Origin of the sequence: Rhizobium sp. J15 (assembly GCF_002531825.1) — a bacterium.
In the GTDB taxonomy this organism is placed as follows: Bacteria; Pseudomonadota; Alphaproteobacteria; order Rhizobiales; family Rhizobiaceae; genus Rhizobium.
The window spans coordinates 18884-38817 of record NZ_NWSX01000055.1 but is presented as its reverse complement, the minus strand read 5'-3'; the positions used below and the strand labels follow the sequence as shown (position 1 = coordinate 38817).

Below are 19934 nucleotides of genomic sequence, written 5' to 3'. Positions count from 1 at the left end.
CTGCATTTGCCGCAATCAGCGAGAGCAAATCTTGAGAAAATTCCGGCTCCTTGTTCTTCAATGAACCGAAGTAAAGACCGGCACGAAGGCACTGTCCGCGTGACTGATCGGCCGCTGGAGAAGAAGTGCCCGCCAATAAACTGACGAGAAGCGAGATGGAATAGCTCCGCCGTGTTTACGAAAGTCGTCACCTTCATTATATATTCTCCACAGGGAGAATGATTATGACCGGCACGTCACACGCATACACGCCCGCCGAGGCGGCGGCTGTCAGCGAGATCGCTGTGAAGTCGGTGCACAATGCGATCGACAAGCGCATCATCGAGGCTCATCTCGTTGGTAGCAGGGGTCGAGCGCTTTCCGACGAGGATCTGCTTCGGTTGAAGCTCTGGTATGGCGTCGGATCGATCTTGTCTGCCGAGCGCCGCAAGCGCCTGTTCGATACGATCGACCAGAACCCCGATGCCGAAACCGTGAGAGCAGACGACTGTCTCATTATCGACGTCGCGCGGGCACGGGAGCAACTGGCCGCGCGGGCCGAGGCGCTTCGAGAAGCCGAACGACTGATCGAAAGTGTGAAGGGTGTCGCGGGCGGCGAGCCGGTGTTCAAGAGAACCCGTGTTCCGGTGCGGACGATTGCCGCGATGAAGGCGCAGGGCGCAAGCACGGTGGAAATCGTTGAGGGCTATCCTTCGCTCACCGAGCGCATGGTGGAACTTGCCGAGATCTGGGTTGCGGCCCATCCCGCCAGGGGGCGTCCGCGGAAGCTATCGGAGCAGGGCCTCAAGGCGAAATCCGTGAAGCGTCTGCGACTCCGCAACGAGAGCACGTCCAAGGCCTCCGGCTCGTCCTCGTGAAGTTCCTTATCGATGAAATCCTTCATGGAATCGACACCGGCCCGACCTCAAGCAGCAGACTCTCGAGTTTCTGATCTTCGGAAGTCGGTGGCGATTTCGGATGATCGCACGGCTGAACTTTTGATGACACTCATCGGGGCATAGACCGCCTCAAAAAGGGATCCGACCAGCGGACATTCGGCCAAGTGGTGGGCGCGGCACCGTTCAAGGGCACCGCGCCAGCTCTTACTTCATCTTCTTCATCTCGGCGAAATCGCCAGACGCCTTGATGGCCACCGTGACGTTGTCCCCAGTGCGGTTCCGCCAGAACCAACCATGCAAGCCATCGAAGGCGGCCTCGAACTCACCCTCATCACCCGGTTGGGCGCGGCCCTTCTTGTACGAGTGGTCGAACCGCCTTCACCGTCGGCATGAAGATCGAAGTTCAGACGCCGCCTTCAGCCGTCCAGGAACAGGTCGCCTTGGCCCCCTGCTTCATCGAAAGCTTGATTTCGGTGGACTCGCCCGGTGCGAGCGTGGCCGACATCTGGTCCTGTTTCATTTCCTGGGCTTGCGCCGACGGCACGAAGAAGCTGCCAAGTATGAGCGGATCGAAAAGCTGGAGAACCTCGGCGCTGCTAAACGAGGCTCAGAACCCTTCCTCATCAAGGCCAGGTGACTGCTGCCCGTCGTGGCTCCAGCGCTCGACGGACCAGCATGCCCAAGGTTGTGATTTAAGGTGAGCAGTGTAGAATCGAGCCTAGCCGAATTTTAGTAACCGTTTTCAGCCGTCCGCGATCATTGCTCTCCATGATGAAATCGTCCCTCAACCATATGCCACTTCGCAAGCAACGCGAGATCAGCCGCGCTCTGGAGATCCTGCATGAGGAATTCGAGGATGCGCTGAAGGACGGCACGGCGGAATTCAAGAAGCGCGGCCGGATTGTGAAGATTATCCTCTTTGGTTCGTACGCGAAGGGTGGATGGGTCGATGAGCCTTTTACGATGAAGGGATATCGCTCCGATTTCGACCTCTTGATCATCGTCAACAATCGCAAGCTCACCGATTTCGCTGAGTACTGGCACAAGGCCGCAGATCGGCTGATCCATGACAAATCGATCGAAACGCCGGTAAGCTTCATCGTCCACTCCAGGCGTGAGGTGAACACTTAACTGAAGGAAGGGCAATACTTCTTCTCCGATATCCGGAGGGAAGGCATTGTTCTTTATGAACTCGATGACGAGCCGCTTGCAGAACCCAAGCCGCTCTCGCCGGCGGATCACCTCCGCATGGCGAAGGAGCATTTCGTGGAACGCCTTGAGGCCACGAAAGAATTCTTCGATCTAGCTGAGCATGCTCGTTCGAAACGCTACGTGAAGCGTGCGGCCTTTGTCTTTCATCAAGCGTTGGAACAGGCCTATTCTTGTGTTCTGTTGACGCTCACGAACTACGGCCCGCCGTCTCACAACATCAAATTCCTTCGCTCCCTTGCCGAGGAACAGGATCGGCGCCTGGCCGATGCCTTTCCTCGCGATCAGCATCGTGAGCGCGCCTGGTTCAACACGCTGAACGAAGCCTACGTTAAGGCTCGCTATTCCAAGCATTTCGAGATCAGCGAGGAGGCTCTCGGCTGGCTTGCAGAACAAACTGCCCTGTTGCCCCAACTGGTTGAGACGGTATGCTCCGAGCATCTGGCGATGCTTGAGGCGAATGGCGGGTAGCTGGGTCGCGCGACATTCGGACTGGCGAAAACAAGAACACAGCGTCCTTACGGATAGCACCTGGATCAGTGGTCAGGCATTTTGCGCCGCTTTCTGCCCCTCGCCCCACTTCGTCTTGTTTGTTCCGTTCGATCCATTATGCGATCTTTTTGGCCCAAAACGTGAACCCACTAGCAACAAGCTGCATCGGCCTCGTAACCTCTTGCCGTCTAAGCGCCATTCAAATGTCCAATGCTTCGGCGCTCCGCCCGCCGCTCGTTTTGAGAGCGTGCCCGATCGTTTGCCTCCCGAAAAAGGCGCGGCGTCCGTAGCGGTGGCTTTCATTCTCTCGCAATCGCAAGCCATACAAAGTGGCAGCTGCTACTGTGGCCAACAAAACCGCGCCGGTCGGTCATTTGGCGCTTCTAAGTTAATGGCGGACATTTAGAACCTCCTGCACTACGCGACCGCCTGCGCGGCTGTGATCGCCGCAAGCACGTTGAGCCTCCCAAACCCGAAGAAGTCATTGCGCCCCGCGTCAACGTAAGGATGCTCGCCAACCTTATCCGCCGTTTGCATTACAAGCGTGCGCACCTCTTGCTCTGTTAGTTCGGGATTTGCGGACAGGATGAGCCCGCAGGCGCCCGCAACGATGGGCGTGGCTGAAGAAGTTCCGTTAAAACTGGGCGTATAGTTCGTCGCATCGTAACCATCCGACCCACTGATGTCTGTAGTAAGGTTATGGACCCCCGGTGCGCACACGGAGATTTCTGGGCCAAAGCAGGTACCCCACCAGGTCTCCCCGTCGAGGCTGGTAGGTGTTTTGATCTGATCAAACTCGTTGCTCGCCGACACAGCGAGTACATTCGGAATTTTCGCAGGAAATTGCACTGGGCCGAAGGCGTTTCCAGCTGCTATCACAATGACGCACCCAAGCCCATTTCTGCCTTCTGTGCGGGCTGCCTCGAATTCCTCAATTATCGCTCCAGAGGGTGCTCCGCCGCCCCAACTGTTGCTTATCACGGAGGCCTCGTTCGTTCGTGCCCAGGCAATCGCTCTCGCTATTTTCTCGTTGCTGGTGATCCAAGGACCGCCCTTGAACTGGCTGTAAGCTATCCGCACTGCCAATAGTGAACAACCTACACCTGTTCCCCGGACGCCGGTTTCCGCGTTCCCGGCCGCTAGGGCCAGCCCCGAACATGACGTGCCATGCCCGTCCCATCCGTTAGGCTCCTGATAGGTGTCGTCGTCAGTCGCATCAAACGTGCCGACAACCGCATCCTTCAGGTCTGGATGATCCGTATCGACGCCTTCATCTAGAACGGCGATTCTAACATTCCGACTGCCAACCTGGATTTCCCACGCCTCGACAGCTTTGGTAATCTTCATGGCATATTGACGTGGGATTGCCATCGCCTCAAGAGGGATATTTGCGGTGGCAGTGCTGCGCTTAGGAATATGGCGGCCGATGGTAATGAAATCAGGTTCCGCAAATCTTACGCCCGGCTCTCCGCTAATTGCGTTCGATATCGCAAACGGGTCCGCCCCAGGAGCGATTTGCAGTACCACTTTCTTTTCGAAATCGCGTAGGACGGTTGCGTTGTACTTGGTCGCTAATTTCGCAGCTTCGCTCGGCACGTCGATACCTACGATTACACGGTCAGTCGCCACGACATGATTGCCGTTCACGTTAAAGACCGGAAGAGCCACGTCGACGGCGGCCTGCTGATTGAGGCGGCCAATTTTCGTCTCGATCGTCTTTTGCATCTGATCGGCACTGCTAGGTAGGATGCCGGGTCCCGCGGGAATGATCGTAAGGTTCTCACTGGGAATGTCGAACCGGTTCGCAAAAGGCCCAATCCCAGCAGCTTCGGCTGACATCGCACGACTGCTGTTCGGCTCAGACGGGCCGAAGCGAACCGCGACGACACTCGGATCCAGCTGCAACTGAACGCTTTGCCCAGAGACCTTATACTCGTAAGCCATCACGCCCTCCTGTATTTTGGATTGCTCTATCCGATTAAAAGCCGCTTAATTCAGCACCAACTTGAGATCATCGAGGTATATGGGGGATGAAGTTTGCTTTGTCGCCGGACTTACCCGCACCGTTACGCCATCAAGCCCTCGCTCGATGATATCCTTGAGGGCGTTACTTGCGTCCAACGAAAAAAAGAACGTCGCGCCACCTGGATCTCGCTTCGTAGTAGCACCAAAAACGTTAAATCGACCGACCCTTACCTCTTTCTCTTTGAATTGAGCCTGCTTGGGGAAGGCGAGGTAGACATCAAACCTGTCTCCCGGGTTCCCACGGGCGCGAACCTCCAACTCTACGGACGCGGCTTTAGCTTGACTAGTATCAAACCCCCCAATCGCAGTGGATTTTTCAAGACTTGCAGCCCCTCCTCGACCGACGATCTCCATCGGCACGCTAGAAGCTAAGTGTGCGATGATTTTACCACCCGATGCCGCCGCAGCCCCAACAGGGGTTACCACTGCAGCCAAGTCGTCGTAGTCATAGCTGAGTGAGGACAAATCCAGCGCCCGGGCGGCTTCCATCTCCGATAACTCGCCCATGGGATCCGAAAATGCAAACGTGGCGCCCTTCCATTCGTCCCGGAATGTCGTCTCGTCAGCTTTTCCCTTTTCTGACCTTCGCCAGATTTCCCAAAGTCGGTCAATGTTGCAGTGGTGTACCCAAAAAACCGGATCTCGACCGGCAGTTGGTACAGTTCCCATTCCGGGATCTTCGCCGGGGCCACCTATAGCGACGTGGACGTTGCCGTGAGGCGAAGTGTTCAACAGGCTGTTGAAGCCCTTGCGAGTATCCGGCAGATATAGGCCAGCCGATTGAAAAGCAGCCGAGGGGCTGACGTCCGCTGGATCCATTTCCCCGGCCCCGTTCTCCTTGTTCATCTCAGGATTTCTGTGCTCGTACCAGAGCGGGTTCGCAGCTTGGGAGCCGCCGATGCTTTCCCTAAACTCAATAGGCAACGCCCGATGCTCAGAAGATCCATTTTTCCCATAGTCCCAATATGGTAACGCGAAATCTTGGCCGACTAACGACGATACGATTTGCTCAAAATGCCAGAGATAAAGTCGGTGCCAACCCAAGAAATAGTACTCCACTGCATCGACATGCTGACAGGTTGACCATGTTCTTGAAGTCGCTCCGATCGCCAATGCGCGATGTCGAAGCACTTTCTCTGCTTCATCCGGAGACAACCCGGTCGTCGAGAATATAGCCTGAAGCGCTTCCTCTGAGTCGTCGTCCGGATGAACCCAATGGATGTTGGCTTGGAATTTCCATGACCGGGGGTCATGACGCGGGAATTTCGCTTCATCCCGCATCAATTTAACTGCTTCGCGGTAAAGCTCGAGCATCGCCTTCCCTTCGGGCGATCCTACTTCGTGTCGAACACGACCTTCACTGGCCCTCACACCTCCCCCAACGCCGGTTGAGAGGCCTGCCAGTGCAGCCAAGCCCATGCCACTTATCAATACTTCCCGCCTCGTAAACACTTTTAGCCTCCCTATAGGTGCAGCATAAAACGGCTGCCGACCACAGCGCCCCACGATGAAACCGAGAGTATATTATGAATTGACAATGCCACCACAAGAGAGCAAACATATATACGGTCGTCAAGAGTAAAAATACTAAGCAACTTAAACTTCTGAGCAACAGCCGAAAGGCTTGCTATGGCGTAGAGTATTGTTTTCTCGGGGGATTTCAATGTTAAAGCGAATAACGTTTTTTCTTGTTTGCTCATTTATGCTTGGATATAGCTGCAACGTGGTGAGTTCGTACGCTGCAGGACCCAAGATGAATTACTGCACGGTTGAACCTGTTCGTTCAGACGCCCTTGATTTCCCTAGCCGACATGCTTGGAACCTTTTCCTGGCGCTGAACCATCCAGCCGTAGACGAGAAAATAGAACGAGGTATGCCGGACTGCTCGAAACCGATTGGCTCACCTGGGACGACGTCGGTTTGGGAAACTTGGCGAAACGCCGCAACAGAGGTTTTCCCCCTCAATAAAGGTGGCGTGGAGCCACCGCAGTGGAACGACACTACATTGTTTCCTGATGAGCCACCCGGATCCGTTCCGGAGATCGCTGCGGCTAATGCTGAAAACATGTCGCCGCAGGAAAGAAAAGCCTTACTGTCGTTTCATGACATGGCGGACTCACTGATAAGTCCTCAGTTTTCACCCGGAGATGGCGTCTTCAAGGGCGGGGGCGGCTTCGGTGAAACGCGTATGAACCGGTCGACCTACGAATTCATAAAACGGAATTGCCTATGGTCGGCACAAGGGATGCAGCGTTATGCACAAGCAATACTCGACGGGAAAAAGCTTCCGCTCGTTTTTGATCCAGATTCTATCGAAGTGAAAGCTGCATGGCTGGATCTCAAAGCGCACAATATTCCCAATGAAAAATGGCGAGAGTACTATTCCACCACATGGAAAGACCCTGCGGACGGCGTTGAAAAAGTATACGGCCTCACCTCTCTACACATAATCACCAAAGATGTATCGAACTGGTTTTGGGCAAGCTTCCACCACAAGAATGCACCAGAGAATGATGCTTTCGAAACTGAAGATTCATATGGAATGCCCCCAGTCCTTAAGGGTACCGTTTGGGAGAAATACAAACTTGGCGGAACTCAAACAGATTTCGTAAAACCCACCGGGGAGCCGACAATACTTTCGGATTACTACGTTGAGTTTGGCTTTCAGAAGTCATCGTGCATCTCGTGCCATGCCACATCGGCCATTGGAGTCAAAATGCCCGACTTCCCTAGAGGTGGGCCCAACCAGGCCAAAGCCACCTGCTTACTGGGTACCAATATTTCAGAGGTGCCCTGCAACGAACTGATCGACTCCCGTCTTTTTGAAAGCGGCAAACTTATCCGTGAATTGGGAGCTCCCCTTCCCGAATGGTTCGAGGAGGACGGTAAGAAAGCATACTTTCAGACCGATTTTGTCTGGTCGATACCTTTTCGCGCAAGCCGAGTCATTGAGACCTCTGCACCGCCAGCGCGTTGCGTCTGGTAATCTTAGTGTGAAAGCCAATCGAGGAAAGTTCGATGACCATTGTCTTCTCTGATGTGAAAACAATACTCGACAGGATAATCGGGGACTGGGAGGTCGAGCATGGGCGAGCACCACAACTGAGCACTCACAGCGACAATTTTGGCTGGTCCAACAGGGCACAACTTCTAAACAGCACTGCTCGTGGACGGCGACTAATTCAGCCGGAGTTTGTCGGATCGGCCGACGCCTCTGAAGCCAACTTAATTAGGGTGCTTACGAATGGACTTCCTTTCGTTCCACGAATGCCAGCAGGCGGCCCGTTTCTTTCTGACGAAGAAATCCTGACGATCAAGACATGGATTGAATCGGGCGCTCCTGAATAGAATGAACCGCTTAAGAGGGTTCACCGATCTCACTTGGACCGATAGTTGACGAAAGCTTTAAGGAAAGCTGGTTCATCGATTCCGGGGATGCAGCTGCGGGGCGCAGCCTTCTGCTCGATTCGGCCGGGAACCTCCAATGCGGGTATCAACATCGTCGGTTATTCCGTCAGCTCACAATTTATTGCCCCAGCTAAAACGAATAAAGCAGCCTTACTTATGTTTTGTACGGGAGATTATGGCGATTCGAGATTACCGTCACAGATTTCATAGCCAGATTTATGGCGCTCCGGAAGCGATCACGACTACGGTCAGGCGGCAGACGATGAACGGACACGTCATACTCATGGGGCTTCGGGCGCGACAGTACGGATTTTCACGATATGGAGGCGATTTTGCAAAGCTCGGCTCCTGCCAAGTCATTCGCAATTTCTACGACCTTTCTGCGCGACCCTATTTGATACCTGCGCAAGCGTACTGCAACCAACTCACTGGAGGCAAGTCATGGCAAAGACTACTGGTGGAAGGAGCAAATCAACAGAGCAGATTTCCGAGGAGGCGCTACGTAGACATATCCGCGCCAAAGGCGCCGACTATCTGCAGGATCCTAACATCACGTCGGTGGGGATCGGCCTGAAGAATGGGAGCGGCCCAATCTGCCTGCAATTTACTGTCGGTACGAAGGGAGATTCTGCGATTGAATCCCTAGGCAGCCGCCGCATTCCTGAAGCGATCGAAGTTGAAGGTCAAATGGTGCCGACCGATGTATTGCAGCGCGCCTACCGTCCGTCGTTCGAAATAGTTGCGGAGGAGCAACTCGATCTCCGCCGCCAAAGAATTGATCCGATTCGGCCCGGTGTCAGCATCGCGCATACTGCTGAAACTGCTGGTACGCTGGGCTTGATCGTTTTCGATCGCGCGACCGGAGCGCCTTGCGTCTTGTCCAATTGGCATGTCCTCAACGGCAACGTCGGAAAAATCGGAGACACGATCGTTCAGCCCGGGCCCTACGATGACAACAACATCACGCTCAACGTCGCGGGAACCCTGCTCCGCAGCCATTTAGGCGCGGCCGGTGATTGCGCGCTATCGAAAGTTCAGCAACGTGGATATGATCGGTCGGTTTTCGCACTCGATGTAGTGCCGGCTCGAATGGCGCGCGTTGCACTCGGCGACAAGGTCATCAAATCGGGGCGGACAACCGCAGTGACCAGAGGCGTCGTGCGCCGCATCGACGTCATGGCCAAGATCAACTACGGCATCCCGGCCGGCGAACAGGCGATCGGCTGCTTTGAAATCGGTCCTGATCCACAGGACGTGCCTGCAGACGGGGAGATCAGCAAGGGCGGCGATTCCGGATCGGCGTGGCTGATCTTCGACAAGGGCAAGGCCACCGATATTTTTGCCGGACTCCATTTTGCTGGGGAAACCGACGGCACCAGCGATGAGCATGCGCTCGCCTGCTACCCGGCCTCCATCCAGAAGAAACTCGATTTCGTCCTGAAACCTCCGCCGACGGCGTCCTCCATAGTCCAAATCGAGGGCGTCGTGGCTCGACGAGGCTATGATGTGGGTTTTCTTGGGGCTGCTGTCCCGGAGCCGGGCCTGTCTGCCGCGCAGAAACGCGACGCCGTCAATTTCGAACAAGGCCAGACGATACCCTACACGCACTTTTCTGTCTGCCTGAGCGCAAAGCGCCGGATGGCGCGTTACGTCGCATGGAATATCGATGGATCGAGGCTGGTGGCACTGCCACGCCGCGGCTTTTCGATCGATCCGAGGATAGATGCCAAATACCAGTTCGGAGATGCGCTGTATGTCGAGAACCGGGTCGACCGCGGCCATATTGCGCGCCGCGCCGATGTCTGCTGGGGACCCGTTCCCGAGGCGGAACAGGCCAATCGGGATTCGTTCTATTTCACCAATATCGCGCCGCAGCACGAACGTTTCAACCAGTCATCCAGAAAGGGGCTCTGGGGCGAGCTGGAAAACCTCGTGTTTGATCAGGCCGACCTCAAGGACCTCAAGCTCTCGGTCATTGGTGGGCCGGTATTCGGAACGGAAGATATCGAGTACAGGGATGCCCTCATTCCTCGATCATTCTGGAAAATGATCGCCTATCTCGGTAATGATGATCGGCTGCGAGGTGCGGCTTTCATCCTGTCTCAAGAGAAGCTGCTCAACGATCTTGAGAGCCTCGATCTCGATCCCTTCCGTATCTACCAGGTGTCACTCGCCGAGCTTGCCCGAAAGACCGAACTCAATTTCGACCTGCTTTCGGGTGCCGACGTTATCAGTCGCCCCGAGCTCGTTACTCGACCAGTCGGTCCTGAATCGCTGGTCGATACCACCAAAGCCGTGACGGAGATCCGTTCGGAGCGCGACATACGTCTCTGATCTCTGAAACGGCTCCTGGCAGATGCGATGCTCGACAAATGCGTTGGAAGACTTGTGGGGAAAGAAGTGGTGACGCCCGCCGCGCGGAAAGCTGTCGCATCCGATGGATCACCACCAGATGAGCGAACGGCGGGCGTGTAAAGCCATCGGTTTTTGCCGTATGGCGATCCGTTACGAATCAGGGCGCAGCGATGACAGACCTTGCGCGAGCGGATGAAGGCGCTGGCGCAAGAACGCCGCCGCTTCGGATATCGGCGCCCTCATGTGCTGCTCAGGCGTGAGGGTCACCTCCGGCTCTATCCGGGAGAGAAGCCGACGGTGCGCAAGCGACGCGGCCGCAAGCGAGCAATCGGCGCACGCGCACCGATGCTGATCCCACTTGCCGCGCAGGGTCGCTCGGCGGCCGGCTGTACCTTTGAATGCATCGAGCGCGGCGTCTTCAACGTCCTTGCATGGACCGTGGTTCACTATTGTCACTGATGCCAGTGTGCCTTCCATCGAGCGCTCGCGATCAATGGGTCCTCGTCTCCAACCCTATCAAGACTAAAGGGAGTACTGGTTGTGCTCTTGCACGTGCAATATGATACTAGGTCAGACTTTCGCAATGCTGATTTATCTTGCTATCCCCACAGCCTCTCGGCGTTAGCTCGAGGAAGACCGATTGCCAGCAGAACGGGCGAATATGTAAACTAGGCGTTCATGAGCAGCAAATTTCTTTAGATGGATGTCATAACTTAGAACCTCCAAATACAAGACTTCCCATACTACAATTCCTCTGCAGAATTCCACGTGGCATTGCTCTTCCACAAGTTACACAATTGCAGAAAAACAATCATCATAGTATTGTTCATCGCGTTGTCGTAACAAATTCGCTTTTCTGATTGATGTGAAAGCGAGGAACGAAATGGCTCTTGATCCTATCAAATTGCTAAATGAGGCGCGAGAGGCGGTCCCTGCAGTCAATTACGCCTTAGCGCTGGCAGGACTTGCAGCCTCCGCTAGTATAATAATTGGGTTGATAGGAAATTCTCGTACAGCAATTTTGATTGTTGGCCTTGTTTTCATTGGAATGGTATTAATTTTCCTTTTTTCAAGCTTAATTACCGCAAAAACCCCTATAGTTGCGCTCGCGGGCACTATTTTAGTTTGGGCGATCCTCCTGTTCTTTTTGTCTTTTTTATTATTTACCGTTACGGCATTCGCAGCCGGGTTTCCCTGCCACTGGGCAAGAATCCTGGGGTTGACCGCGCAGTGCAACGATAGTCGAAAATTGGCGAGTAAGATCTCAGTCGACGGAAATGTGGTCGAACCTTATTCAGGCGGGCCGTCGGAGCCTAACCCTGGTTGTCAAGAAAGGCGCGCGACGAGTTGTGTGACCCCTCAGCACGGCGGAGAATTAATAACCGGTACTGGCGTGGTGATCATCAATTCCAGTCGGGGCAGGACGGGATACGAGGTTATTACAAACACACCTCAAAAAATTTGTGCCGTCTTGTGGGCCAACACCACAGCTTGCGAAACAAAACACTTCATAGCGGGCTATGTTTCGGCGGTGGAGAATTTTACAGCGCCATAATTAGTTGGGGATACTTAAGAGGTGGCGAGAACTTTCACTTACATAAGCGCCTTGAAGCGATTCGAACCAACGGTCCCATGATTGCCAGTCTAGCGAATGGAATGCACCGACACATCCGTTGAGTCCCGGCAGAAAGGCCAAAGAACGAAACCTGCTGACCGGTTGAGGTAAATCATGGCGTTGCTGAACTCATCGGAATGCCAATCTGACGGATTCTTCCGCCCACGTTCACCTGCTTTCCGCTGATGCCACTCGAAGCGATACCTTCGCCGCATCCAAAGCGACGCGGGCCTCGACCGGCGGCTCCTGGTCGGTGATAACAATTTCGAACTCGTCAACTGTGGCAAGGACATGAAGAGCGGTGTGATTGAAGCGCTTATGGTTCACGAGCAGGCAGCGACGCGCGGCGCTTGCGATCATCGCTCGCTTGGAGCGGACAACGTCATCATCCATATGGTAGACGCGCAATCCTGAAACCGCTGGCGTTGAGATGAAGGCGATGTCGGCGCTCAGACGCGACAGTGCCTCTTCGGCGACGACGCCGAAAAATCCATTGAACTTCACCGAATAGCTCCCACCGACCGCAATGAGGTCGATCCCTGATTCCGCCTTGAGCCGATCGATGACCGCCGCATTGTTGGTGATCACCGTCAGCGGCCTCTTCTGTGGCAGCATTTCGCCAAGCACCGACGCCATAGACCCGTCATTGATCATCACCGTCATCCCGGGCTCGACAAGTTCAAGGGCGGCTTCAGCCATGCGGCGCTTGGCGTCGCCCTCCTGCTGCTGGCGAAAGCGGAAATCGCTTTCGAAATGGCTTCCTGCCTCCATCGTTGCCCCACCACGGACTTTGCGAAGCATGCCCGCCTGCTCAAGATCGTCCAAATCGCGGTGGATGGTCATCTTCGAGACCGCGAACCGATCGGATAGGTCGTCCAGATCCACCATTCTCTGCGCGACCAACAGGTCCATGATGGCCTGCCTCCGATCATCTCTCTTCATATTGTAATCCTCCAGCGCACCGAATCCGATCTTCTAACATCAACCCCCGCACAACACAAAATCACATAATCATATTATTTGGTGTGATTTTGTGATTTTATATTGTGATATTTTTACTTCGGTGATACTGGCAGACGCAGCCGATTTGGCGCCGGCTGGCATCATCCGCGACGTGAGGGACTCGTGATTCAACGGAGCACTCGCCCTGACGGGTTGGAAGTTCCTTCGATGGTCAAAAGCGCTCGAACGTTTGCTACCGAAACAGGAGGATCGGAATGAAGATTGGAGCGCTGCGCGAGCGGCTGGACGGCGAGGCCCGCGTCGCGTTGACGCCGGATTCGGCATCGCAGCTCATGAAGTTAGGGCACGACATATTCGTCGAAACTGGTGCCGGCCTCATGGCGGGTATCTCGGATGAAGCCTACCGCAACGCGGGGGTCGCGGTCGTTCCAAGTCCACAGGCTCTCGCCGCGGCCGCCGAGGTGATTGTCAAGGTGCGCCCCCCGACGGATGAGGAGATCGCGCTGCTGTCGCCTGAAAAGACGCTGATCTCTTTCTTCCATCCCGCAGCCAACAAGGAGCTGCTCGAGCGTGCTCGGCATTCCGGCTCGACTGTCGTCGCCATGGACATGGTGCCGCGCATCAGCCGCGCACAGAAGATGGACGCATTGTCCTCCATGGCAAATATCGCGGGCTACCGGGCCGTCATCGAAGCAGGTGCGAATTTCGGCCGCTTCTTCACCGGGCAGATCACCGCGGCGGGCAAAGTGCCTCCGGCGAAAGTACTCGTCATCGGTGCCGGCGTGGCCGGATTGGCAGCGATCGGCACCAGCGTGAGCCTCGGCGCGATCACTTTCGCCTTCGACGTCCGCCCAGAGGTCGCCGAGCAGATTGAATCCATGGGAGCTCAATTCGTCTATCTCGATTTTGACGAGCAACACGATGGCGCGGTGACGGGCGGGTATGCGGCTCCTTCGTCGCCGGAGTTTCGCCAAAAGCAGCTGTCCAAGTTCCGCGAGCTCGCGCCGGACATGGACATCGTTATTACGACGGCCCTGCTACCGGGCCGGGATGCGCCGATACTCTGGTTGGCCGACATGGTCGCGGCGATGAAACCAGGATCCGTCATCGTCGATCTCGCCGCGGAGCGAGGCGGAAACTGTGAACTCACGGTCGCCGATCAGAAGGTGGTGTCGGACAACGGTGTGAACATTATCGGCTACACAGATTTTCCGAGCCGGATGGCGGCTCAGTCCTCGTCGCTTTATTCGACCAACATCCGGCACATGATCGCCGATCTCACTCCGGGCAAAGATGGCGTGATCGTTCACAATATGGACGATGATGTCATCCGCGGCGCAACTGTGACGTTCCGAGGTGATATCACTTTCCCTCCACCGCCTCCCAAAGTGCAGGCGATTGCGGCGCAAAAGCCGAAGGAGAAGGCAAAGGAACTCACGCGCGAGGAAAAGCGGGCAGCCGAGATGGCGTCCTTCCGCTCAGCTACACGCACGCAGGTTGGCCTGCTTTTGGCGGGAGGCTTCCTAACGGCATTGGTCGGCGCTTACGCGCCGCCTGCCTTCATGGCGCACTTCATCGTGTTCGTCCTTGCCTGCTTCGTCGGCTTCCAGGTGATCTGGGGAGTTAGCCATGCCCTCCACACACCATTGATGGCCATCACCAACGCAATCTCGGGCATCATCGTGCTCGGCGCTCTTTTGCAGATGGGCTCCCCTGGCTGGCTGGTGCCGTTGCTCGGGAGTGTCTCAGTCTTGATCGCGACCATCAACATCGTCGGCGGCTTCATGGTCACCCGACGCATGTTGATGATGTTTCAAAAGTCTTGAGCGGGAGGCTCCCATGACCACTGGAATCCAGACCGCCGCCTACATCGCGGCCTCTGTCCTCTTCATTCTCGCGCTCGGCGGACTGTCCGGCCAGGAAAGCGCAAAGCGCGCCGTGTGGTACGGCATCACGGGCATGACCATCGCGATCGTCGCCACCGTTTTCGGTCCCGGCGCCGGCCTGTCCGGAGCACTCTGCGTTGCTCTGGCCACCGGCGCCATTTTCGGTACGCTCTTGGCGAAGCGCGTCGAGATGACGGGAATGCCGCAGTTGGTGGCAGCGTTGCACAGTTTTGTCGGCCTCGCCGCAGTGCTGATAGGCATCAATTCCGATCTCACCGTGCACACATTCGCAACGTCAGGCGAGCAGGTCATTCATGAAGTGGAGATTTTCATCGGCGTCTTCATCGGAGCGGTCACTTTCACAGGATCGATCGTTGCGTATGGAAAGTTGTCCGGACGGATCGGCGGCAAAGCGCTGGTCCTGGCCGGCCGCCATCTCTGCAACGCAGCCATGATTGTCATCTCGGTCGCGTTGATGATCCTCTACATGAATCACGCGGCATCCTGGACGCTATATCTCATGACTTTGATCGCGTTTCTTCTCGGCGCGCATCTCGTCATGGCAATCGGCGGAGCGGACATGCCCGTCGTGGTGTCGATGCTGAATTCCTATTCGGGCTGGGCGGCGGCGGCCACGGGCTTCCTCCTCGGCAACGACCTGCTGATCGTGACTGGCGCGCTTGTCGGATCGTCGGGTGCGATCCTGTCATACATCATGTGTAAAGCCATGAACCGCAGCTTCCTTTCGGTAATACTCGGTGGTTTCGGCAGCACCGCCGGACCGCAGATTGAGATCACGGGGGAGCAGATTGCGATTGACGGCGACGGAGTGGCTGCCGCGCTCAACGAAGCCCAGAGCGTTATCATCGTACCAGGTTATGGAATGGCTGTTGCCCAGGCGCAGTCTGCGGTGTCGGAGCTCACGCGCAAGCTGCGTGCAGCCGGCAAGAGCGTTCGGTTCGCCATCCATCCTGTGGCGGGCCGATTGCCTGGCCATATGAACGTGCTCCTTGCCGAGGCGAAAGTGCCATACGACATCGTCATCGAAATGGACGAGATAAACGAGGACTTCCCGGAGACAGACGTCGTCATCGTCATCGGCTCGAATGATATCGTGAACCCTGCGGCGCAGGACGATCCGAACTCGCCGATCGCAGGCATGCCTGTTCTGGAGGTATGGAAAGCGCGGCAGGTGTTCGTGTCAAAGCGTGGCCAGGGTACCGGGTATTCGGGGATCGAGAATCCGCTGTTCTTCAGAGAGAACACAAGGATGTTCTATGGCGACGCGAAGAACTCGGTCAGCCGACTGATCCCTTTGCTAAGGTAGATGTGGAAAAGGCCGGGGTCGGTGAACCGACCCCGGCCTTTTCGCTGCGCATCGTCTGGGAGGACGATCGTGAATTATCCAGCCTGGCGTCCGCGGCAATTCTGATCCATCAAACTCTCGATACTTCTCCGTCGGCCAAACATATTTCGACGAGCATGAGCTGGCGATCCGTCACGCGCGACGGATAGATTTTTGAGAGCTGTTCCTCGTGCATGGGAACGATACGTCGTTCGTCCATGCCGACGATTTTGAGCATCTCCTCGGCGGACTCGATCAGGCGTGTCTGGCTGCCATTCGCAAGGCCCGGCGGCACGAAGCAGGGATCGTTGGAGTCCCCACCCGTGAGGTTGCTGTAGGTGTAGATGACGTCGCCGGACAGGACAAATTTGCCGTCTCCATCGCCGGTCTCGACCACTACATATTGCGATCCTGCGGTGTGAGTGTCGAATGCAGGATAGACATGAACGCCGGGCACCAAGTTTTCCCGTTCTCCCTCGACCAGTTCAAGGCGACCCTCGATATTTGCCTGGGTTAGGTAGAGGATATCCGCCGGGTTCAATCCGGCCTGTAATGAGCGGAAGCGGCGACCCTTTGCCAGAATCCACATCCAGGATTCCAGTTCCTTTTTCTGAATGAAAATTTTCGCATTTGGGAAGAACTTCAGGCCGCCGATGTGATCGAAGTGAGCGTGCGTGAGGATGACGTGCGTGACGTCCTGGGGCCTGATCCCGCATTCCCCGAGAACAATGTCCGGCGGTGTCCAACCTGTGACGCCGATGGAATTGGCAATCTGGCCTCCGAAATCGCTGGCGTCGTGCCCGACATCGACCAGGACGACCGCATCTCCCGTCTTGATCAGAATATATGCGAACGGCAGGTTCATCGTGCCCTGATTATGGGCGCCGTAAAGGACTCCGCTGACCGGATGTACGGGACTGCGCGAGTATTCAAGCACCCAGATTGAATGTGCTCCCATGGTTTTCCTCCCCATGTTCAAATAGAAACCCTCCACAGCATGCTGTGGTGTCGAAGGTCGTCGTGCCTAAGAGAGCGGCCGATCGTTTCAGTTCGATCGCCGCGTTTGAAAGCAGCCCAAGCAGGGGTGCATCTGAAATTAGAAATCGGCGTCGGAGGTGCTCTTCCACCTTGGCAAGCAGACGATCTGTGTTTTCAAGATGGGACAGCGCGTGGCCCTGCCCCGCGACGCCGCGCAAGCCGGCCAGCGAATAACAGACGGATCGCTTGATCTCTGTGGCGCGATCGGCGAGTTCGCCAATCAAGAGACGCATGCTCTTCTCCTTCAATGCCAGATGCATGAATGAGTAGATCGCGAGGAGCTCGCCATATGTTCTGACGAGCGCCTCCAGGCATGCGCGCCCCTCCGGCAATGGTACCGAGCCTACCAGCGCTTCACAGCGGAAGCCTCCGCGAACGGTGCCTCCGCTGACCATTATCGTGCAGCCGTCGGCAGCGGAGCATTCGACGGAAGAAGGTTCGCTTCCGTCAAAGCATCCCAAAACGCAGCGGGTATTGTCTCGTTGATCGCCTTGACGTTCTGATCGACTTCGGATGCGCTTTTTGCGCCCATGACAAGGGTTGCCACTGCCGGATGCGCGTAGACGAATTGCATAGCCGCTGCAGGCAAGCTCACCGCAAATCTCGAGCAAATGCTCTCGATCGCCTTGACCTTTTCGACGACGGCCGCCGGAACCTTGCCATAGTCGTAAGTGGCCGTGAGTCCGCCGACGCCTGTCGCCAGAATTCCGGAATTGAAGATCCCGCCCGCGATCACGGAGACATTCCGCTGGAGCAATTCGTCGAACGCGGCCTCAAGCGGGGCATGGTTCAGGAGGGTGTAGCGGCCCGCGATCAAGGAGCAGTCGATCGGGAATTCACGGGCGACACCGACCACAGAGTCGGTTTCGTTGACCCCCAAGCCGATGGCTGAGACGGCTCCGCTGGAGCGAAGCTCGTCCAGTGCCTTATAACCCGAGACCCGAAGCTGATTCCAATAGAACTCGCTTTGGTCGCCGTGCCATGCCCGACCAACGTCATGCACGAGAAGAACGTCGATATAGTCCAATCCGAGGCGCTGCTGGCTGTCTTCGAATGCGCGCATCACGCCGTCATAGGTGTAATCGTAGGTATCGAGAAACGGAAGCGGGTCGATCCACTCGATGCCGTAGACGGTCTCTAGCTTCTTTGTCCTGCTTGCCGGCTTCAATACACGTCCGACTTTGGTGCTCACCACCACATTTTCGCGCAGCTTGTTCGCCCGGAGGGCATGGCCAAGATAATGCTCCGACTTGCCGAATCCATACATCGGCGCGCAATCGAAATAGCGGATTCCGGCCGCGTACCCGGCGAGGATCGTGGCTTCGAATTCGTCGTAGGAGACACCGGCGTTGAAGCCAGAGAGCGGCACTGTGCCTAGCCCAAGCGAAGTTACCTGCACTTTGCTTTTTCCGAGCGGCCTAGTTTCAAGTTCGGTCATGTGATCATCCCTAGATGTCGATAGGAGGCGTCGAAGCGATGTAGCTTCCGCCCTGCCGTCATTGTTCGGTTAAAGCCCGTGTCCCAAATGCGTGTCAGGTCGCGCCGGCGTCTGCCGCCAATCACACCAGAAATGCTTGATGGACCTCCGTGGCCTGACTCCTCAATCAGCAAGGTGTAAGGTATAAGGTCATACCTATATAGGCAAGTGTTTTTTGCATGCCGGCATCCGCGTTTTGCGAATTGGTTGGAACGCCCGCCTACGCACCACGCGGCGCAGCAGCTCGTCTCAGCCGATCATTGATCGCCCTGCCAAGGCCAATCAGAGGCACCGGGGCGAATGCAATCACGTCACTCGCGCCGGCCAAGGCGTCGGCTTCACTCATGGCGGTGTATAGGTTGCGGGCAGCTTCCTGAAGGTCACCGGAAGAAGACAGCGTCAATTGACAGCCCTCGCACTCCGGTCCGAAACCGACCCAGACCATATTGGCGGCAGGACTGTCGACATTCATCTGAACTGCGGCTTCCGGAGCATAATGGCTCTTTAGCTGGCCTGGTGCCGAGACTTTTTGAGGCCCAGTGTCTTCGTCAATCGGGCCGAGTAAAGCTTCCAATGCCTCCCGCGGAACCGACCCGTGACGTAGAATGATCGGAGATCCGACCAACGACAGAATAGTCGATTCCAGGCCATAATCGCATATGTCTTCTTCCACGATTCCCGAAATCCGTCCGTCCAACTGGCGGACAACTTCCACGAAGCGGGTCGAGGTGACCTTCCCGGAACGATTGGCCGAAGGCGCTGCCACCGGAAATCCGACGGCCCGGATCAGCCGTTGGGCGACACTCGACGAGGGAAATCGGATTGCGACATTTTTCATGCCCGCAGTAACCGCGGCTGCGAGCCCCGCATCAGCCCGCATCGGCAGAAGCAATGTCAGAGGTCCTGGCCAGAAGCTGGCAGCAACCAACTCTGCTTTCGGATTGAAATGTGCCATCCTCTGCGCCATTTCCAAGTCAGAGACGTGGATAATCAGCGGGTTATGCCGCGGGCGTTCCTTGGCTTCGTAGATGCGTTCGATCCCGGCGGCGCTGCTTGCGTCCGCGCCGAGCCCGTATACCGTCTCAGTCGGAAAAGCCACAACTTCGCCATTTCGCATTAGCCGGGCGGCAGCCTCAATTGCGCTATCGCTGCCGTCAAATCGACGGGTGACCGTCATTTTTCCCTCGCGCTGGTTCTGGAGCGATCGTCATCAGATTGTATGTCCCACTCGATGACGGGGAGG

15 protein-coding genes and 2 pseudogenes are annotated in these 19934 nt (G+C 56.2%); 9 read left to right on the top strand and 8 right to left on the bottom strand.

Going from position 1 to position 19934, the window contains the following annotated elements; translation table 11 throughout:
- Nucleotides 1–197: hypothetical protein (locus CO670_RS33270; protein ID WP_210202698.1), on the bottom strand; the 197-nt coding region annotated here is incomplete at its 3' end.
- A 27-nt stretch (nucleotides 198–224) separates the two neighbouring features.
- On the opposite strand from CO670_RS33270, the gene CO670_RS28770 reads away from it, so the two are divergent.
- Nucleotides 225–857, top strand: a complete 633-nt coding sequence (locus CO670_RS28770) for a DUF433 domain-containing protein (protein ID WP_097593412.1) — start codon at nucleotides 225–227, stop codon at nucleotides 855–857.
- Nucleotides 858–1646: 789 nt separating this feature from the next.
- A pseudogene (locus CO670_RS28765) lies at nucleotides 1647–2558 on the top strand (nucleotidyltransferase and HEPN domain-containing protein).
- 438 nt (nucleotides 2559–2996) lie between these two features.
- Here the strand turns inward: CO670_RS28765 and CO670_RS28760 are convergent.
- Nucleotides 2997–4523, bottom strand: coding sequence for a S8 family serine peptidase (locus CO670_RS28760; protein WP_097593411.1), 1527 nt, complete (start codon nucleotides 4521–4523; stop codon nucleotides 2997–2999).
- Nucleotides 4524–4568: 45 nt separating this feature from the next.
- Entirely contained in the window at nucleotides 4569–5918 is a 1350-nt protein-coding gene (locus CO670_RS28755; protein ID WP_176539046.1) for a tyrosinase family protein, read from the bottom strand.
- 439 nt (nucleotides 5919–6357) lie between these two features.
- On the opposite strand from CO670_RS28755, the gene CO670_RS28750 reads away from it, so the two are divergent.
- The 5 genes and pseudogenes from CO670_RS28750 (at nucleotide 6358) to CO670_RS32720 (ending at nucleotide 11922) form a co-directional block, all read left to right on the top strand.
- The gene (locus CO670_RS28750) at nucleotides 6358–7590 is read left to right on the top strand and encodes a hypothetical protein (protein WP_141502426.1); all 1233 of its coding nucleotides are present in this window, start codon (nucleotides 6358–6360) and stop codon (nucleotides 7588–7590) included.
- A gap of 32 nt (nucleotides 7591–7622) precedes the next feature.
- Nucleotides 7623–7952, top strand: a complete 330-nt coding sequence (locus CO670_RS32725) for a cytochrome c (RefSeq protein ID WP_141502424.1) — start codon at nucleotides 7623–7625, stop codon at nucleotides 7950–7952.
- A gap of 501 nt (nucleotides 7953–8453) precedes the next feature.
- A complete protein-coding gene (locus CO670_RS28745; protein WP_097593407.1) occupies nucleotides 8454–10346 on the top strand; it encodes a DNA/RNA non-specific endonuclease in 1893 nt (630 codons plus the stop codon).
- Between the two features lie 3 nt (nucleotides 10347–10349).
- Nucleotides 10350–10727 (top strand): annotated as a pseudogene (locus CO670_RS28740) (IS3 family transposase); the annotation flags it as partial.
- 523 nt (nucleotides 10728–11250) lie between these two features.
- Nucleotides 11251–11922 carry a hypothetical protein gene (locus CO670_RS32720; RefSeq protein WP_141502422.1) on the top strand — a complete coding sequence of 224 codons (672 nt, stop codon included), beginning with the start codon at nucleotides 11251–11253 and terminating at the stop codon, nucleotides 11920–11922.
- Nucleotides 11923–12150: 228 nt separating this feature from the next.
- Here the strand turns inward: CO670_RS32720 and CO670_RS28735 are convergent, their stop codons facing one another.
- Nucleotides 12151–12924, bottom strand: a complete 774-nt coding sequence (locus tag CO670_RS28735) for a DeoR/GlpR family DNA-binding transcription regulator (protein ID WP_097593406.1) — start codon at nucleotides 12922–12924, stop codon at nucleotides 12151–12153.
- A 275-nt stretch (nucleotides 12925–13199) separates the two neighbouring features.
- On the opposite strand from CO670_RS28735, the gene CO670_RS28730 reads away from it, so the two are divergent.
- Nucleotides 13200–14771 carry a Re/Si-specific NAD(P)(+) transhydrogenase subunit alpha gene (locus CO670_RS28730; protein WP_097593404.1) on the top strand — a complete coding sequence of 524 codons (1572 nt, stop codon included), beginning with the start codon at nucleotides 13200–13202 and terminating at the stop codon, nucleotides 14769–14771.
- 13 nt (nucleotides 14772–14784) lie between these two features.
- A complete protein-coding gene (locus CO670_RS28725; protein WP_097593403.1) occupies nucleotides 14785–16158 on the top strand; it encodes an NAD(P)(+) transhydrogenase (Re/Si-specific) subunit beta in 1374 nt (457 codons plus the stop codon).
- A 109-nt stretch (nucleotides 16159–16267) separates the two neighbouring features.
- On the opposite strand, the gene CO670_RS28720 is transcribed toward CO670_RS28725, so the two are convergent.
- The 4 genes from CO670_RS28720 to CO670_RS28705 form a co-directional block, all read right to left on the bottom strand.
- Nucleotides 16268–17134: an N-acyl homoserine lactonase family protein gene (locus CO670_RS28720; protein ID WP_097593402.1), complete on the bottom strand. Its 867-nt coding sequence runs from the start codon at nucleotides 17132–17134 to the stop codon at nucleotides 16268–16270.
- Nucleotides 17106–17447, bottom strand: a complete 342-nt coding sequence (locus CO670_RS28715; RefSeq protein ID WP_245426063.1) for a hypothetical protein — start codon at nucleotides 17445–17447, stop codon at nucleotides 17106–17108. Before CO670_RS28715 ends, CO670_RS28720 begins: the two co-directional genes overlap by 29 nt.
- 161 nt (nucleotides 17448–17608) lie before the next feature.
- Nucleotides 17609–18652 carry an aldo/keto reductase gene (locus tag CO670_RS28710; protein ID WP_097593400.1) on the bottom strand — a complete coding sequence of 348 codons (1044 nt, stop codon included), beginning with the start codon at nucleotides 18650–18652 and terminating at the stop codon, nucleotides 17609–17611.
- A 259-nt stretch (nucleotides 18653–18911) separates the two neighbouring features.
- Entirely contained in the window at nucleotides 18912–19868 is a 957-nt protein-coding gene (locus tag CO670_RS28705; protein WP_097593398.1) for an L-threonylcarbamoyladenylate synthase, read from the bottom strand.
- Nucleotides 19869–19934: the final 66 nt, after the last annotated feature.

Coding starts and splice junctions, on each gene's coding strand:
- CO670_RS28760 (WP_097593411.1), bottom strand. CDS start 4,523: ATGGCTTACGAGTATAAGGTCTCTGGGCAAAGCGTTCAGTTGCAGCTG.
- CO670_RS28730 (WP_097593404.1), top strand. CDS start 13,200: ATGAAGATTGGAGCGCTGCGCGAGCGGCTGGACGGCGAGGCCCGCGTC.
- CO670_RS28720 (WP_097593402.1), bottom strand. CDS start 17,134: ATGGGAGCACATTCAATCTGGGTGCTTGAATACTCGCGCAGTCCCGTA.
- CO670_RS28705 (WP_097593398.1), bottom strand. CDS start 19,868: ATGACGGTCACCCGTCGATTTGACGGCAGCGATAGCGCAATTGAGGCT.
- CO670_RS28750 (WP_141502426.1), top strand. CDS start 6,358: ATGAATTACTGCACGGTTGAACCTGTTCGTTCAGACGCCCTTGATTTC.
- CO670_RS28755 (WP_176539046.1), bottom strand. CDS start 5,918: ATGCTCGAGCTTTACCGCGAAGCAGTTAAATTGATGCGGGATGAAGCG.
- CO670_RS28770 (WP_097593412.1), top strand. CDS start 225: ATGACCGGCACGTCACACGCATACACGCCCGCCGAGGCGGCGGCTGTC.
- CO670_RS32720 (WP_141502422.1), top strand. CDS start 11,251: ATGGCTCTTGATCCTATCAAATTGCTAAATGAGGCGCGAGAGGCGGTC.
- CO670_RS28715 (WP_245426063.1), bottom strand. CDS start 17,447: ATGCGTCTCTTGATTGGCGAACTCGCCGATCGCGCCACAGAGATCAAG.
- CO670_RS28745 (WP_097593407.1), top strand. CDS start 8,454: ATGGCAAAGACTACTGGTGGAAGGAGCAAATCAACAGAGCAGATTTCC.
- CO670_RS32725 (WP_141502424.1), top strand. CDS start 7,623: ATGACCATTGTCTTCTCTGATGTGAAAACAATACTCGACAGGATAATC.
- CO670_RS28735 (WP_097593406.1), bottom strand. CDS start 12,924: ATGAAGAGAGATGATCGGAGGCAGGCCATCATGGACCTGTTGGTCGCG.
- CO670_RS28710 (WP_097593400.1), bottom strand. CDS start 18,652: ATGACCGAACTTGAAACTAGGCCGCTCGGAAAAAGCAAAGTGCAGGTA.
- CO670_RS28725 (WP_097593403.1), top strand. CDS start 14,785: ATGACCACTGGAATCCAGACCGCCGCCTACATCGCGGCCTCTGTCCTC.